Here is a 16,180-nt window from a genome sequence, read left to right as displayed (position 1 = left end):
TGCCGCTTTTCATAAACGCAGTGATATTCAAGCAATCATTGAAGAGCATGGGCATGAGATACTTTGGTTACCCCCTTATAGTCCAGACTTAAATCCTATTGAAAAGATGTGGGCTTGGATTAAGCAAATACGCAAAGAATGGCGGATGGATTGTATTGATACTTTATTCTTTTATCTGCTTTGGATTGGGTTGGGTTTTAGATGATTGCACTATAACTGTAAAGGCACACCAATTTTGCCCTCAACTTTTTCACCTTTTGCGACTTTAGCTGCTGTTTCTACACCAATCTCGCCAATTTTCTCTGGTTGTTGAGCAATTGTTGCGCCCAATAATCCAGCTTTTACGGCTTTTACACCATCATCGGTACCATCAAAACCAACTAATAAAACATTTTTGCCAGATGCCTGAATTGCGCGCAATGCACCTAAAGCCATTTCATCATTTTGAGCAAATACTGCCTGAACATCGGGTTGAGCTGTCAGCAAGTTTTCCATTACATTAAGCCCTTTACTACGGTCAAAATCTGCTGGCTGTTTTGCTAGCACATTAAATTGATGCGTTTTAGTTGCTTTAGCAAAGCCTTCTCCACGCTCACGCGCTGCTGATGTACCTGCAATACCTTCTAGCTCAATAACCTTAACATTATTGCCAAGCTTATCTGCAATATAATTGCCTGCCATTTCTCCATCTGCAACATTATCTGATGCAATATGGCTAACGACTTCTCCTTTATTCGCGGCACGGTCTAAAGTAATCACAGGAATTCCTTTCTTATTAGCAACTCCAACAGCATTCCCAACGGCATCCGAATCTGTAGGATTAATTAATAAGACCTTAGCACCACGCACAGTAACGTCTTCTACATTTGCCAACTCTTTGGCAGGATCATTTTGAGAATCTAATACCAATAAATCATAATCCAAGGCTTTTGCTTGCTTCTCTGCGCCATCTTTTAAGCTCACAAAAAATGGATTATCCAAAGTTGACACCACTAAAGCTAGCGTATCTTTTGCCATTGCTTGTGCGCTTAAAGCCGTTGCGATTACGACAGCTAAAGTTAACGTTGTTTTCTTAAAAGTCATCATCTACTCTCCTGCGTTAAGACACGAACAACCGTAGAACTACTGTATTACTTCGTAGCGCCACGAGATAATAGATTATCCACCAAAACTGCAACCAAAATAACAACTGCTTTAGCTATCATTTGATAATAGGCAGATACATCTAATAAATTTAAAGCATTATTTAAAAAGCCAATAATTAAAGCCCCAATTAGCGTTCCAAATAATCGCCCTTTTCCTCCCATTAAACTGGTTCCCCCTACCACAACGGCAGCGATAGCATCTAATTCATACGCCATCCCAGCTGTTGGCTGCGCTGAGGAAAGACGCGCAGTTAAAATCATGCCTGCAAGCGCCGATAGCATCCCACTAACCGCATAAACAAAAATCAATACTCTAGCAACGTGAATACCTGATAGCGCGCTTGCTGCCATATTGCCACCAACTGCATAAATATGACGACCAATCGGCGTATAATTTAAAACATACCATCCACACACAAATACAAACAACATAATCCATACAGGAATTGGGGCGCCAAGGAAATATCCTGTACCAAGTTGTGCAAATGCCATCGAATTACTTTCAAATCCCGTATCAATTGGACGACCACCTGTAAAAACCATAGTTACTCCACGTAATAACGTCATCGTAACCAACGTTGCAATAAATGCTTGAACCTTTCCCTTTGCAACCAAAAGACCACTCACGCTACCGAGTAATAATCCAATAAGCAAAACAGCCGGCACGACTACCCAAATTGGCAAACCACTTCTCACCATTGCCGCAGCGAATGCGCCCGTTAAAGCTAATACCGACCCCACGGATAAATCGATTCCTGCTGTGAGAATAACCATTGTCATTCCTACCGCAATAATCGCATTGATAGACGTTTGCCTTAAGGTATTAAGTAAATTATCTATTCGAATAAAATTTGGATTGATACACGCAACGACAACTATTAACACTAACAGTGCAATTAAAGAGCGATATTCAATGAGTAATTGTTTAAATCTTGAATCTGAACTCGCCATTTCTTCTCCTTATTTCAAATCTATTTATGCAATTTCAGTCGCCTGTTGAGAAGTAACAATACTGGCTTGTAATAACTTTTCTTGCGTTGCTTCTTCTCTTAAAAATTCAGCCGTTAACCGCCCTTTTTGCAAAGTCAGAATTCGATCACTCATTCCTAAAATCTCCGGCATATCAGAAGAAACCATAATAATAGCAATTCCTTTTTCCTTAAGAACATTGAGTAATTGATAAATCTCTTTACGCGCGCCCACATCTATCCCGCGTGTTGGTTCATCAATAATTAAAACAATAGGTTCAATTAATAAACCCTTTGCAATTGCTACCTTTTGTTGATTGCCACCTGATAACAAACCGACCATTTTTTGGACAGAAGGTGTGCGAATATTCATTTGAGTTCGATACTGCTCGGCTACCTTTGTTTCTTCCTTTAAATTAATTTTTCCATAGTGAACAAATTGCTGTAGGGCAGAAAGCGAAATATTTTCCTTAACGGGCATTCCCAATACCAAACCATCTTTTTTGCGATCTTCAGAAACATAGGCAATACCGTGACGTAAACCTTCTCTTGGCGTACGACAACGAATGCTTTTCCCTTGTAACATCATAGAACCACTTTGAGCAGGTAATGCGCCATAAATCATTTTTACCAACTCAGTACGACCTGCGCCCATTAGCCCAAAAATCCCAACAATCTCACCGGCACGCACCGAAAAACTCGCTTTTTCAATACCATGACCAGACAACTGCTTAACTTCTAGAACCTTTTCTCCAGCCTCTATTTTTACATGAGGATATTGATCCGTTAACGTACGCCCTACCATAAATTCAATTAACTGGGCTTCCGTAATCTCCGCAACACTTTTCTCACAGACAAAGGCACCATCTCGTAATACTGTTACCTTATCGCAAATAGCAAAAATTTCTGGCAGACGGTGAGAAATATAAACAATTCCTCGTCCTTTATCACGCAAGCGGGCAACAATTCGATGTAGCGCTTTAGTTTCCTTATCTGTTAAAGCATCTGTCGGTTCATCCATGATAATTACCTTTGATGCAAAGCTAAGTACCTTCGCAATTTCTACCATTTGTTGTTGCCCAATAGATAAATTTGCTACCTTTTCATGTGCAGAAAAGCTTACCTCTAAAGTTGCTAACAACGCTTCTGCTTGCGCATATAACTGTGACCACTGAATTTTTCCCCAATGTGTAATTTCTCGTCCTAGAAAAATATTTTCTGCAACGCTAAGCTCACTAATTAAATTTAACTCTTGGTGAATAATACTAATTCCCGCTTCTTGAGATTCTCGGGGACCAGAAAATTGAGCCGGCTTTCCTTGATAAAGAATATTTCCGCTATCTGCCTGATAAATACCGGTCAAGACCTTCATCAGTGTAGATTTACCTGCGCCATTCTCCCCAATAAGCGCCATTACCTCTCCGGAATAAACATTTAACGACGCTTGATTTAGCGCTTTCACACCAGGAAAAGACTTATCAATTGCAGATAAAGATAAAATAGGTTCGAGCTCAGACATCAGAACACCACGCCACTATAAAGCAAAATATTTGCATACGGCGTACATTCGCCAGTACGTACAACAGCTTTGCTTGTTTGTGTTAACCGTTTGAATGCCTCATGGGAAACATATTCAATTATTTGAATATTATGCTTTTTAAGAAGCGCTAAAATCTTCTGATGGATTTCAGGATTTTTTGATTGAATTTCTGATGCCAATACCACTCGCTCAATACATACTTCTGTCAGAACAGCCTGCAAGACATCCATAAAACTGGGAATTCCTTGTCGCAACGCTAAATCAATTCGCTCAGGACCACTAGGAATGGGCAATCCTGCATCAGCAATGGCAATTGCATCTGTATGCCCCATTGAAGCAATCACAGCTGAAATTGACGCATTTAATAAAACACCCGTTTTCATCATTCCTCCTCTACTTCTTTTATTCACTTAAAAAGTTGTAAATGACGCAACACTCATTCTAAATTCATCATTATCTTGGACTTAAATGTATCTATAGATACATAAAAAATTTAGATAATCACTTTATTGTTCAAAGTCTAAAGATAAAGTAATAATTTATCAACATCAATTTCAATAAAAATCATACCGCCAATACCATAAATCTAACCATTGACCCTGTTTATAGCCAATATCTGTTAATACAGCAGCTTTAGTGAAACCCAATTTTTCATGTAAACGATGACTCGGCAGATTATCCGCAACAACAACACCATAAAGTGAACGAACTTTGCTTTGTGCGGCAATTCCTTCAATCAAGGCTTTATATAGCGCTTCTCCCATGCCTTTACAAAGTGCTTTATCGCGAGAATGCCGTAAATAAATTGTGCTTTCATACGTACGTGCAAATCCTGCCATCTTTCCCCATGGTTTAGCATACGCATACCCCATGACTTCTCCTTCTAATTCTGCAACAAAATAAGGTGACAATGCCCGTATATCTTCGGCTAACGCCGCCGTTTGAGCCGCATCAGGTGCGGTTTCTGCAAAAGAAATAGTTGTATGGCAAACATAGTAAGCAAAAATCTCTGCAATCGCGGCGGCATCTTCTGGTTGATAAGAACGAATTTGATAAGTCATAAAAATTATTAAAAACTGATTAAAATTAAACTTTTAAAAAAGAACTATTTTGAAACATCATCGATGAAAAGCCAAAGATTTATGATAGTTAAACCAATATCATTATGATTATTTTCCTTATTGCTTAAGCTAAAATATTATTGATACCAAATAATCAATTAGAGGATATAAATGTTAAATCAACAAACCGCACTTTTATTAATTGATATTCAAAACGATTTTATGCCGACAGGCGCACTGCCTGTTGCTCGCGGTGATGAAATTGTACCTATCGTTAACCAATTACTCCCTGATTATTCATTAGTCGTTGCCAGTCAAGACTGGCATCCGCAACACCATCAAAGCTTTGCTAACCAGCACCCTCAGCATCAAGTTTTTGATAACATCATGCTTCACGGACTACCACAAACGCTCTGGCCTGAACACTGCATTCAACAAACCTCTGGCGCAGCGTTTCATCCCGACCTAAATACTCGTCCTATTGCCGCAATTTTCCGTAAAGGCATGAATCCAGAAATTGATAGTTACAGCGCTTTTTTCGATAACGGACATCGTCAACACACTGGGCTAAGTGCTTACCTTAAAAGTCACCAAATAACGCATATCCACGTTGCAGGACTGGCTGCAGATTTTTGCGTGTATTACACCATTAACGATGCGCTAGCAGAAGGCTTTGAAGTTAGCTTATTAGAAACCGCCACGCGCGCAATTAATAACGCCTCATGGCAACAGAAAAAAGAACAGTTACTAAAAAATCCTCATTTTTCTTTAAAAGAATAAATACCTATTAACTATACTAATTTCATATCTTTTTAATTTTAACATTCATCAAAACCTTTAATTTAATGATGAAAAAAAGAAATTTTCTTTTTCCTTTTTCATCATTTGTTATTTTTCCCTCATAATTCCAAAATCCAGTATCATAAGCGCACTTTCGCTTTAATTGAGGTCAATATGTTTGCTTTTGCTCACCCCCAATCCGATTTACGTCAAGCCATTACTCAAGCCTATTCACGCCCAGAAGCGGAAGCAGTTGCGGATTTACTCAAAGCCGCACAAATGAGTGAGGAAGAAAAATCGGCAGCAGATGCACTTGCGCGACGTTTAGTCAAACAGGTGCGCGAAAACCGCCGTAAATCCAGTGGAGTAGATGCTTTAATGCAAGAATTTTCACTTTCGAGTGAAGAAGGTGTTGCCTTAATGTGTTTGGCAGAAGCCCTATTGCGCATTCCTGATACTGAAACGCGTGATAAATTAATTGCAGATAAATTATCTGACGGAGATTGGAAAAGCCATCTCAATCAAAGTCCTTCTCTCTTCGTCAATGCTGCTGCTTGGGGATTATTAGTTACTGGCAAACTAACCCGTCAACAATCTCTAGATTCTGCGCTTTCTCGCGTCATTAGTAAAGGCGGTGCGCCGTTAATTCGTCAAGGCGTCAATTATGCTATGCGTCTATTGGGTAAACAGTTCGTTACTGGACAGACCATTGAAGAAGCGCTAAAAAATGGGAAAGAACGCGAGCAACGCGGTTATCGTTTTTCCTTTGATATGCTTGGCGAAGCAGCAATGACACAAGCCGATGCTGACCGCTACTATCAAGATTACGTGCAAGCTATTCACGCGATTGGCAAAGATGCAGGCGATGCGGGTGTTTATGAAGGCAATGGCATTTCTGTCAAACTCTCTGCTATTCACCCGCGCTATTCTCGCGCACAGCACCAACGTGTGATGGATGAATTATTACCTCGCCTAAAAGAACTTTTCTTACTCGCTAAACGTTACAACATCGGATTAAATATTGATGCCGAAGAAGCCAACCGTTTAGAACTCTCTTTAGACCTCATGGAAGCCTTAGTTTCTGACCCAGATTTGGCAAGCTTTAATGGCATTGGTTTTGTGGTGCAGGCTTATCAAAAACGCTGCCCATTTGTCATTGATTATCTCATTGACTTAGCACGCCGCAACCAACAAAAATTGATGATTCGCTTAGTGAAAGGGGCTTATTGGGATAGCGAAATCAAATGGGCGCAAGTTGATGGCTTAGACGGATACCCTGTTTATACCCGTAAAGTCCATACCGATGTTTCTTATCTTGCTTGCGCACGCAAACTGCTCAGCGCACAAGACTGCATTTTCCCACAATTTGCAACGCATAATGCCTATACATTGGCAGCTATTTATGAAATGGGTAAAGGTAAAGATTTTGAACATCAATGTTTGCATGGTATGGGTGAAACCCTTTATGACCAAGTTGTTGGTGAAGCCAACCTTGGACGCCGTTGCCGTATTTATGCGCCTGTTGGCACACATGAAACCCTGCTCGCTTACCTTGTTCGCCGCCTCTTAGAAAACGGTGCAAACTCCTCTTTTGTCAACCAAATTGTTGATGAAAACGTCAGTATTGATGACTTAGTGCGCTGCCCATTAACCATTGCCGAAAAAACACAAGGCACAATGCACGCTGCACTTCCATTACCGCGCAACCTTTATGGCAAAGCCCGTCTAAACTCAAAAGGCATCAACCTAAGCAATGAAATCAGCTTAAAAGCCTTAGAAACTGCCATGAACGAAGCTGTTACAAACCCTTATCATGCAGCACCGCTTACTGCAAAAGAAAGCGCAACAGCTGAAGCGCATCAAGTCAAAAATCCAGCAGAACATAGCGATATTATTGGCACAGTCGCTTTTAACACGCCTGAAGCCATTGCAGAGATTATCACCACTGCCAAAGCGGCAGAAAGCGAATGGGCGCAAACTGCCCCTGAAACACGCGACAAAGTGCTACGCCAATTTGCTGACCTACTTGAAGAAAACATGCCCAAACTGATGGCATTGGCGGTTCGCGAAGCAGGCAAAACCTTAAACAATGCCATTGCAGAAGTCCGCGAAGCGGTCGATTTTTGTCGTTACTATGCCGAACAATGCGAGACCCTTTGCCGCGAGCGTGCGCCAATTGGGACTATCGTGGCTATCAGCCCTTGGAACTTCCCGCTTGCCATTTTCGTTGGTGAAATTACCGCAGCGGTTGCCGTTGGTAATACCGTTGTTGCCAAACCTGCCGAACAAACTGCCATGATTGCCCATGCTGCGATTACCCTACTTCATCAAGCAGGCGTACCGAGCAATGTCGTGCAATTAGTCTTAGGTGGTGGGGATATTGGCGCAGCACTCACCCAAGATACGCGTATCAATGGCGTAATTTTCACTGGTTCAACGGAAGTTGCGAAAAGCATCAACCGCACCCTTGCTGAACGTAACGACCAACCTGTACTCATTGCCGAAACAGGCGGACAAAATGCGATGATTGTTGACAGCACCGCGCTTGCTGAACAAGTGTGTGTAGATGTTTTAAATTCAGCTTTCGATAGCGCGGGTCAACGCTGCTCTGCGCTGCGCATTCTCTGCTTACAAGAAGACATTGCTGAGCGCACGCTCACCATGATTAAAGGCGCATTAGATGAACTACGCGTTGGCAATCCAAAATGCCTATCTACCGATGTTGGCCCCGTTATCGACCAAGAAGCGCAAGAAAATCTACAAAAACACATCGAGCGCACCGAACAAATTGCCAAAAACACGCATCGTTTAACCTTACCTAAAGAATTAAACGGCACTTATATTGCCCCCGTTATCTTTGAATTAGATAACCTCGATGCGTTAGAAAAAGAAGTGTTTGGTCCTGTGCTACACGTCGTGCGCTACCGTGCCAACGAATTAGACGCGCTGATTGATAAAATCAATGCCAAAGGCTATGCGCTCACACATGGCATTCATAGCCGTATTGATAGCACCATCGAACACATCAGCAACCGTATTGAAGCGGGCAATATCTATGTTAACCGCAATATCGTTGGTGCTGTCGTTGGCGTGCAACCTTTTGGTGGACACGGACGCTCAGGCACAGGTCCAAAAGCAGGCGGACCATTCTATTTACAACGCCTCAGCCGTGGCGAATGGCAAATACCAACCTTAACCACAGAAGGACGCGCAGATGAAAACGCCTTAGCAATGCTTGATAAACTCATGCGCCAAATGCAATTTAGCCATGCGCAACAAGTTACCTTTGCTAGACTCATGGGTGAAGCGCGCATTCATACCTTGCGTGCGGCAGAAGCTGTCCTGACAGGTCCAACGGGTGAACGCAATAGCCTGCATTGGCATACGCCTAAAGCAGTGTGGTTATATGGTGGTGATTTAGCGACCGCATTTGCTGCCTTTATCAAACTCGCGGCGGCAGGTATTCATACCATTGTCACACCAGAACATCCACTGGCTGCTTGGGCAACCCATAGCGAAGATTACCTAAGCATTGCTAGCGAACCGCAATGCCAAAAAGTGCTTTATTTAGAAGGATTACCACAATCACTTAAAGCAGAACTGGCTGAGAAATCAGGCGCAATCATTCAATGCTATGATGGACGCGAACAAGTCGATTTATTGCCACTATTCCTAGAAATCAGTATCAGTAACAACACGACTGCTGCGGGTGGTAATGCGAGCTTAATGGCGATGGCTGAAAGTTAATTTTCAAACATTTAAATTTAAATAGCGCGGGAAACCGCGCTATTTGATAAATGTTTAGCTAAATGTTGCATTAGGTTTATAAACCCTACTATTTAAATTGACACTGACCATCTGGAGTGGATAACACCATATATTTAGGTATGTTTTTTCTTAAAATTTCTTTTTTACTGTCATTCTGTGCAACTAAAACTGGTTCAGGTTCATCTGCTGATAAACTTAACGTTAATTTATCCTCTAATAAATCTATCTGATGGCAAGAATTATGTGCTTTATTATGATCTTCCCAATACCGTGAGATAGGCACCATATCAGAATAATCGAAAAGATAAGCAGATAAAGACGAATAATAGCTGTCTTTTTTCAGCATCAGCACGGTTTCCCCCTGACAATACAAACGAACAAACGCATTTTCTCGTAAGTCGTCTGCAAAGTGAATTTGATAATCATGCCAGAAAATAGTGGGAGAATGATTTTTAGCATCGAATTGAAATCTCTCGCTGCACGCTGTCAATGTTGGTGATGTCGCGAAAATCTTACGCCAATTGAATACGGGCAAAGATGGAGATTGGATATGCTGAATTAGCAGGTCATCATTAATTCTCGGTCTTATGTACCAAAACGAATACTCCCTATCCTGATAAAAACGCCACTGTTGTCGAAAAATCTCTTTGCCGTCTCTCAGACGAATCAGCCTTGTTTCCACTTTATTTTTACCAATATCATACTGTTCATAACGGTGAGTGATCTCTCGTAATATGGGCAGCGGTGATTTGATTAACATATCGCGAGAATACCCCCACCCCCGCTGTAACTTACCGTTTTCTACGACTTCATCTGGTAAAGAAACCGCCCATGGATGCTCTGAAGTATTGAAAACTTCAATTAAGGCGTTTTGCGGCAGCGGCTCTAAACGCTCAAAGTCCACAATGGTTTTCACACCTGAAAGTGGTAAGCGCATATAAAACATACCGAAACGTCCGTATTTATCGCGTTCTTTCGCATTGGCTTGCTGATAGTGAATTTCGTTAATAATAAGGGGAGTGATACTAAGGACGACAGCCAACAGTTTCAACTGCCGATGCTGTTTTAACGTGATAACTTTTTCAGGTGGCGTTAGACCGGCAACAGCCATAATGATTAAGGCAACAAACCAATAGTAAAAGCCAATACCCAAAGCATCAATGTCCGAACCATCCAGTTTATCCGAAAGCAAGGCTTGTGAGGCAAGCAGCAGCATCAATATGACGGCAACTGGCGCACGCTTATCCTTTATCATGATCCAAAAGTAAATCAGATTGGCGTATGGCGCAAAAACACCAATCATCCATCCCCACTGCACCCCTAAAATCAGAATGACGATACCCGGCATGATACCGCTGCTATCAGGCGGATATACCGGTGTCAGCAATGCTAATGAGTAAATAATCAGAGAAAGATTTTTCAATGTATTGCATAGGATATAGCGTTTTCCTTCCATACCTTTCCCCTTTATCCTCTATGATGGTTCGTTAATAGTATCCTTAAATCTCTTTCCATGAAAGATGATATTTCGCTAAATATTTCCGCAATCTATCACTATCATTTTGATGTGTTTTTTGTTGTCGGGACACATTAAACAATCGTCGTCCCGCTTCAGCAAGGGTTAGGCTTTCTTGGCAGACTTTTAATACCGCATTTAGCTGTACTTGCTCAATGTAGTCTAAATTTTCAGGATTAACGTATTTTGCGAGCAGATTATCTTCTGATTTTTCCTCATAAACGGGTTGCCACAGGTTTTTTAACCGCGCAATTTCCGTATGAACTTGCACCTCATCAATCATGCCGTTCTCTGCCAAGGTTGCTAGTCGCATCATGCTAGCGGCTAAATCTCGGAAGTTGCCTTTCCACTGTGCTTCACTAGATTCTGCAAATTGCAAATAAATGGCGCGCGCTTTTTCTTTAAAACGAATACGACGACCAAACTCAGCAGCAATCAGCGCTAATTGATGGTCAATATTCGGTTCAATATCTTCCCGCCGCTCTGCCAATGTTGGCAAGCGATACTGCCAAATATTGATTCGCGCATATAAATCTTCCCGAAAAGTTCCAGCAGCAACAGCTTGTTGTAAATCCATATTCGTACCAGCAATCAGCTGAAAATCGCTTTCAACTTCTCTGTCACTGCCTAAGGGATAATAGCGTTTTTCTTCTAGGGCTTTGAGCAACATGGCTTGTTCGTCTAAACCAAGTTCACCGATTTCATCAAGAAAAAGTACGCCGCCGTCCGCGCTTTTTAGGTAACCGTCCCGCGCGGTGGCTGCGCCAGTAAATGCGCCTTTAGTATGTCCAAACAAAGCCGCTGCCGCATTATCGCCACGCAAGGTGGCACAATTCACATCAACTAACCGCCCTTTCACCAAATGACGCGCTTTTTTCAGTTCGTAAATCCGCTTTGCCAACATGGATTTTCCAGTACCAGTCGCGCCAGTCAGCAATATTGGCGCAGGGGAACGCAAGGCAACTTGCTCAATTTCCGCAATCATGCGATTAAAGATAGGATTACGAGTCGCAATACCGCTTTTTAAATACGCAACCGCATCGGCCTGTACATGCGCTAGGCGTTCTGCTAACGCATCATAACGCGCAAGATTAAGGTCAATGAGTTCATGATGCCCAACATCTCCTTGTAACAGACTATGTTTCTGCCGCTTTGGTGGGGAAAGTTGTAGCAGCTGTGCGGGAATAATATGAGTAGCGACTAGCAGAAACAGACAAATTTGTACAACGTGCGTTCCCGTCGTGATATTTACCCAATAAGTTTCTTTTTCTGTATCAAAAGGATAATTTTTTGCCCAATCAAAAAGTTTGCCGTAAACTTCCGCGAAATCCCAAGCATCTTCAAATGCCATATCATGCAGTTGGACGCTTGTTTGTGGAGAAAGATGTGCAATATCAGTAACGACCTGTTCAGCAATAGTTTGATAACTTTGTTGATAAAACAGTTCGCAACGCTTTAATTGAAAGGCGGTTTGTTGATGAATAGCGATAGACGGTCGCCATTTTTGCCACCGTTTCCGCCCCTGTCCCGCATCTAATTTACTGCCAATAGTGCCAATTAAAACAATATCGTGAACTTCTGCATCTGTTTTTGCAACTGGAATATCTCTTGGCGCAATCTCTTGCGCAAATAAGGTCTGCGCTGCCTTTCTGTCTTCTATGCGATAGATAATTGCGTGTTGCTGTTTTTGCAAAATTCCTAAAACACCCGCTTCAATGAGCGGTTGAGCAGCTTCAATTAGCGCGCGTTGTGCTGCATCACGATAAGACAAGACCTGCGGCGGATGTATACCCGCCATCAGTTCGGCTAACCATATTTGCGCGTTCATTGCTTTTAACCTGCAATATAAGCGTCATATAGCGTTCCGTTTTCGTCCACCTCAACTAAGATGCTATGACCATAAAAAATATCATCGTCATCGTAGAAAAAGGTCATTTCTGTGCCTCCAATACTCAATTCTGATAATGAAACACGCTTAGAAAGCTGTTCAGCGGTTAACTCTGGTGCGCCCTCCTCTGCCCAATCATTAGCAGATTCCAACAATTTTTCCGCAAGATAAGTACGCGCTTTTTCATCCCATTCCGCTGCATTGGCGACAACTTCTTCCGCGAAAGAAAAAATCTCTGCCTCGCTCATGGTGTCGTCAACTTCATCAATATAAAGACAAATTTCATTACCCAACCAATCTACCTCCCCCGATGCACCTTTATAATGCTTATCCCATTCAAACTGCCCCAGTGTTTTTGAGTGAAAATAAACAGGCATTTGATATTGTTGCCAATAGGCTTCCAAATCTGCATTTAATACATTGCTTTCGATAATTTCTTCTAGCATCAGCACTTTATCATTTTGATGATGGCGGACTTTCAGGCGGTAAATTTTGCCTGCGGCAAACCAGTCTTCCCTACTGTCTTCAGTTAACCATCGCAAATCAAACTCCCCTTCAACAAAACGTTGCGACTGCTCATCAATATAAGCCAATACAGTGCAATGCGCCGTCCATAGTTTTTCTAATGATGTTCTTGCCGCACCACAGTCACCTAGCATCAAAGCGGTGATGATTTCTGATTGTGGTTGAAACTGTGCTTCAAAATTTTGCTGTTCCATTTTTCTCTCCGATTAAAAAGCGATATTTTTCTATAATGATAGATATTATTCTAGTTTTAACTTTGAGAAAAGCATTTGGTTACGACAAGCACTTTTTATAAAACCATTATTCATCAAAATATTATAATCAAGATGTCAATAAAATCTTATTTGGCACACTATCGGCAGTATATAAAGCGAGTATAAAAAAGGAAAAATCTATGAAACTGGCTGAAGCATTAAGTGAAAGAGCAGATTTACAACGTCGCCTGTTCCAACTGCAAGATAGATTAACGCGCAATGCGCAATATCAAGAAGGTGAAACGCCTGCGGAAGAGCCGCACGCGCTACTTGAAGAATATGAGCGAACATCTGCTGCCTTAGAAACATTGGTTATTCGCATCAATCGCAGTAATCATCATCTTCAGTTAGAAAATGGTTTACCGATGATTGATGCATTAGCCAAACGAGAACGCTTACAAGCAAAACACAATATGCTTATTCAACTGGCAAACGCTGCCATGCCTGAGCAAACGCGTTACAGCCGAAGTGAAATTAAAATGTTAGCCGCTGTTTCCGTGAAAGCGATTCGTCAACAGGCAGATGAAGTGGCAAAAACCTGTCGCCTATTGGATTTACAAATTCAAGCGGCGAATTGGCAACATGAGCTAATCGAATAACAATTTTTGTGCAGGAAAAGTAAGGCGAACACACTTTCTCTTGTTATATGGTCAAGCAAAAAATACACGGCGAGCAGTGCTAAATTTACGGTGTCGCTCTGTATGGTGAACAACAAACAAGAAACATTGTATGGCGTATTACCCTGTGTTGATTACTTTTCTCTGCGGGTGGGTTGGTGGGAATTATGGGCGTGCTGGCACTGAAGGGAGCGCCACTGCCAAAAACGTTTGTCGGTACGGCAGTCCGAGTAACATCGGGCAAGATAGGTGAGTAATAGCGTCAACACGGTTGAGGATGCAGGTGCTGGCTCTGCGTAAGGGTCTACCACTGGCGCGCGTTTCCAATGGCGTTATTGGCTTGTAGTAATGCACAAGTTATTTTGTTGTTGCGGGTTCGACTCCCGTCACGTCCACCATTTTTACGTCTATTAACGATAACAATTATTTAAACAAGGTCATCCAATGAACTATCAAGAAATTCAACAAGAAAATACGGTTCCTATCAAAATGTGGGTTGAGGGCGTACCCGTTGAAGACGCCGCCAAACAACAATTACTAAACTTAGCGCAATTACCCATTATTTTTCATCATATTGCCGCAATGCCAGACGTGCATTATGGGATTGGCGCAACAGTTGGTTCTGTTGTTCCGACTTATCAAGCCATCATTCCCGCTGCGGTTGGCGTAGATATTGGCTGCGGAATGATTGCGTGTAAAACCACACTTAACGCCGCCGATTTACCCGATAATCTTGCACCTTTACGCGGCGCGATTGAACGCAATGTACCGCATGGACGTACTACGCGTGGCAGAGATTATGGCTCATGGTATCAAACACCAACGATTGTTGATAATGCTTGGGCAAGTTTAAAAACGCGCTTTGATGCAATTTGCGCAAAATATCCACAACTTGAGAAAACCAATCACCATATTCATCTCGGCACTTTAGGCACAGGCAATCATTTTATTGAAGTCTGCTTAGATGAAAATAATAGCGTTTGGATTATGTTGCATTCGGGTTCTCGCGGTGTGGGAAACGCAATTGGGAATTTATTTATCAATCTCGCCAAAGAAGAAGCGATAAAAAACAATGTTCACTTGCCTGACCAAAATCTTGCTTATTTTGCTGAAGGCAGCACTTATTTTGAGGATTATTGCGAAGCGGTTGAATGAGCGCAAGATTATGCACGAATCAATCGCGAAATCATGATGATACATACAATTGAAGCTTTACGTCATATTATTCCTAAGCCGTTTGAAACGCATTTAGAAGCCGTAAATTGTCATCATAATTATGTGCAACGAGAGCAACATTTTGGTAAAGATATTTTTGTGACTCGTAAAGGAGCAGTTAGCGCACAAAAAGGACAACTCGGTATTATTCCGGGGAGTATGGGGGCAAAAAGCTATATCGTGCGCGGTTTAGGTAACGAAGAAAGCTTTTGCTCTTGTAGTCATGGCGCAGGACGAAAAATGAGCCGAAATGCTGCGAAAAAAGCTTATACGGTTGCCGACCAAATTGCCGCCACAGAAGGCGTGGAATGTCGCAAAGATGCGGATGTGATTGATGAAATCCCAATGGCATATAAAGATATTGATGCGGTAATGCACGCGCAAAAAGATTTGGTCGAAGTGGTGCATACTTTAAAACAAGTCCTTTGCGTAAAAGGATGAGTTTTTAATGCTTGAAATTGCATTGGTTTGATAGGTCATTTAGCCAATTCTTTCTCTAAATTTGCTCATTGACTTCGTCAAACCATTATCCTAAGATTCTGAAAATAAGATTGATAGAAGGATAACGGATGACTTCAGCAACCAGAGAAAAAATACTTATTACCATTTTTGCTTTTGTTATAGTGCAATCATCTAAAACCCAACCCAATCCAAAGCAGATAAAAGCATAAAGTATCAATACAATCCATCCGCCATTCTTTGCGTATTTGCTTAATCCAAGCCCACATCTTTTCAATAGGATTTAAGTCTGGACTATAAGGGGGTAACCAAACTATCTCATGCCCATGCTCTTCAATGATTGCTTGAATATCACTGCGTTTATGAAAAGCGGCATTGTCCATGACAATTACACTGTTTTTAGGTAACTCAGGTAACAGTGGTACTTCTCTCACCCAATGAGAG

The 16,180-nt window shown here is 41.8% G+C and carries 13 protein-coding genes and 1 pseudogene; 5 read left to right on the top strand and 9 right to left on the bottom strand.

The genetic code is table 11. From position 1 onward, the window contains the following. A partial coding sequence (locus A5N85_RS03690; protein ID WP_249023923.1) for a transposase occupies positions 1 to 205 on the top strand: 205 nt, incomplete at its 5' end. Positions 206 to 210: 5 nt separating this feature from the next. On the opposite strand, the gene rbsB is transcribed toward A5N85_RS03690, so the two are convergent. From rbsB to A5N85_RS03665, 5 genes are all read right to left on the bottom strand, one after another. Next, the gene (rbsB, locus tag A5N85_RS03685; protein ID WP_072576028.1) at positions 211 to 1,083 is read right to left on the bottom strand and encodes a ribose ABC transporter substrate-binding protein RbsB; all 873 of its coding nucleotides are present in this window, start codon (positions 1,081 to 1,083) and stop codon (positions 211 to 213) included. Positions 1,084 to 1,130: 47 nt separating this feature from the next. Beyond that, on the bottom strand, positions 1,131 to 2,096 hold the full coding sequence (gene rbsC / locus A5N85_RS03680) for a ribose ABC transporter permease (protein WP_072576026.1): 966 nt from the start codon (positions 2,094 to 2,096) through the stop codon (positions 1,131 to 1,133). A gap of 24 nt (positions 2,097 to 2,120) precedes the next feature. Next, positions 2,121 to 3,632 (bottom strand): ribose ABC transporter ATP-binding protein RbsA, encoded by a 1,512-nt coding sequence (gene rbsA / locus A5N85_RS03675; protein ID WP_072576025.1) that lies wholly within the window; start codon positions 3,630 to 3,632, stop codon positions 2,121 to 2,123. After that, complete coding sequence (rbsD, locus tag A5N85_RS03670) at positions 3,632 to 4,036, bottom strand: D-ribose pyranase (RefSeq protein WP_072576024.1); 405 nt, start codon at positions 4,034 to 4,036, stop codon at positions 3,632 to 3,634. The genes rbsA and rbsD overlap by 1 nt, the downstream gene beginning before the upstream one ends. A gap of 171 nt (positions 4,037 to 4,207) precedes the next feature. After that, positions 4,208 to 4,714: a GNAT family N-acetyltransferase gene (locus tag A5N85_RS03665; RefSeq protein WP_072576023.1), complete on the bottom strand. Its 507-nt coding sequence runs from the start codon at positions 4,712 to 4,714 to the stop codon at positions 4,208 to 4,210. A 171-nt stretch (positions 4,715 to 4,885) separates the two neighbouring features. Between A5N85_RS03665 and pncA the strand changes: the two genes are divergently transcribed. Then, entirely contained in the window at positions 4,886 to 5,494 is a 609-nt protein-coding gene (pncA, locus tag A5N85_RS03660) for a bifunctional nicotinamidase/pyrazinamidase (protein ID WP_072576022.1), read from the top strand. A 174-nt stretch (positions 5,495 to 5,668) separates the two neighbouring features. Beyond that, complete coding sequence (gene putA / locus A5N85_RS03655) at positions 5,669 to 9,241, top strand: bifunctional proline dehydrogenase/L-glutamate gamma-semialdehyde dehydrogenase PutA (RefSeq protein ID WP_072576021.1); 3,573 nt, start codon at positions 5,669 to 5,671, stop codon at positions 9,239 to 9,241. An 88-nt stretch (positions 9,242 to 9,329) separates the two neighbouring features. Here putA and A5N85_RS03650 read toward each other — a convergent pair whose 3' ends face one another. The 3 genes from A5N85_RS03650 to A5N85_RS03640 are packed head-to-tail and all read right to left on the bottom strand — an operon-like array spanning position 9,330 to position 13,385. Continuing rightward, on the bottom strand, positions 9,330 to 10,718 hold the full coding sequence (locus A5N85_RS03650; RefSeq protein WP_072576020.1) for a hypothetical protein: 1,389 nt from the start codon (positions 10,716 to 10,718) through the stop codon (positions 9,330 to 9,332). Positions 10,719 to 10,761: 43 nt separating this feature from the next. Then, entirely contained in the window at positions 10,762 to 12,606 is a 1,845-nt protein-coding gene (gene rtcR, locus A5N85_RS03645) for an RNA repair transcriptional activator RtcR (RefSeq protein ID WP_245935998.1), read from the bottom strand. A gap of 5 nt (positions 12,607 to 12,611) precedes the next feature. Next, complete coding sequence (locus tag A5N85_RS03640; RefSeq protein ID WP_072576019.1) at positions 12,612 to 13,385, bottom strand: DUF2262 domain-containing protein; 774 nt, start codon at positions 13,383 to 13,385, stop codon at positions 12,612 to 12,614. A 200-nt stretch (positions 13,386 to 13,585) separates the two neighbouring features. Here A5N85_RS03640 and A5N85_RS03635 point away from each other — a divergent pair, with 200 nt between their 5' ends. Further along, on the top strand, positions 13,586 to 14,044 hold the full coding sequence (locus A5N85_RS03635; protein ID WP_072576018.1) for a DIP1984 family protein: 459 nt from the start codon (positions 13,586 to 13,588) through the stop codon (positions 14,042 to 14,044). Positions 14,045 to 14,506: 462 nt separating this feature from the next. Further along, a pseudogene (locus A5N85_RS03630) lies at positions 14,507 to 15,718 on the top strand (RtcB family protein). A gap of 188 nt (positions 15,719 to 15,906) precedes the next feature. Here the strand turns inward: A5N85_RS03630 and A5N85_RS03625 are convergent. Next, positions 15,907 to 16,180, bottom strand: a 274-nt coding sequence (locus A5N85_RS03625; RefSeq protein WP_211268061.1) for a transposase, incomplete at its 5' end; no start/stop codon positions are given.

The organism is Suttonella ornithocola (assembly GCF_001889065.1).
Lineage (GTDB): Bacteria > Pseudomonadota > Gammaproteobacteria > Cardiobacteriales > Cardiobacteriaceae > Suttonella_A > Suttonella_A ornithocola.
Note: the sequence above shows the minus strand (reverse complement) of the source record. Positions and strands in the feature narration are given on the sequence as shown.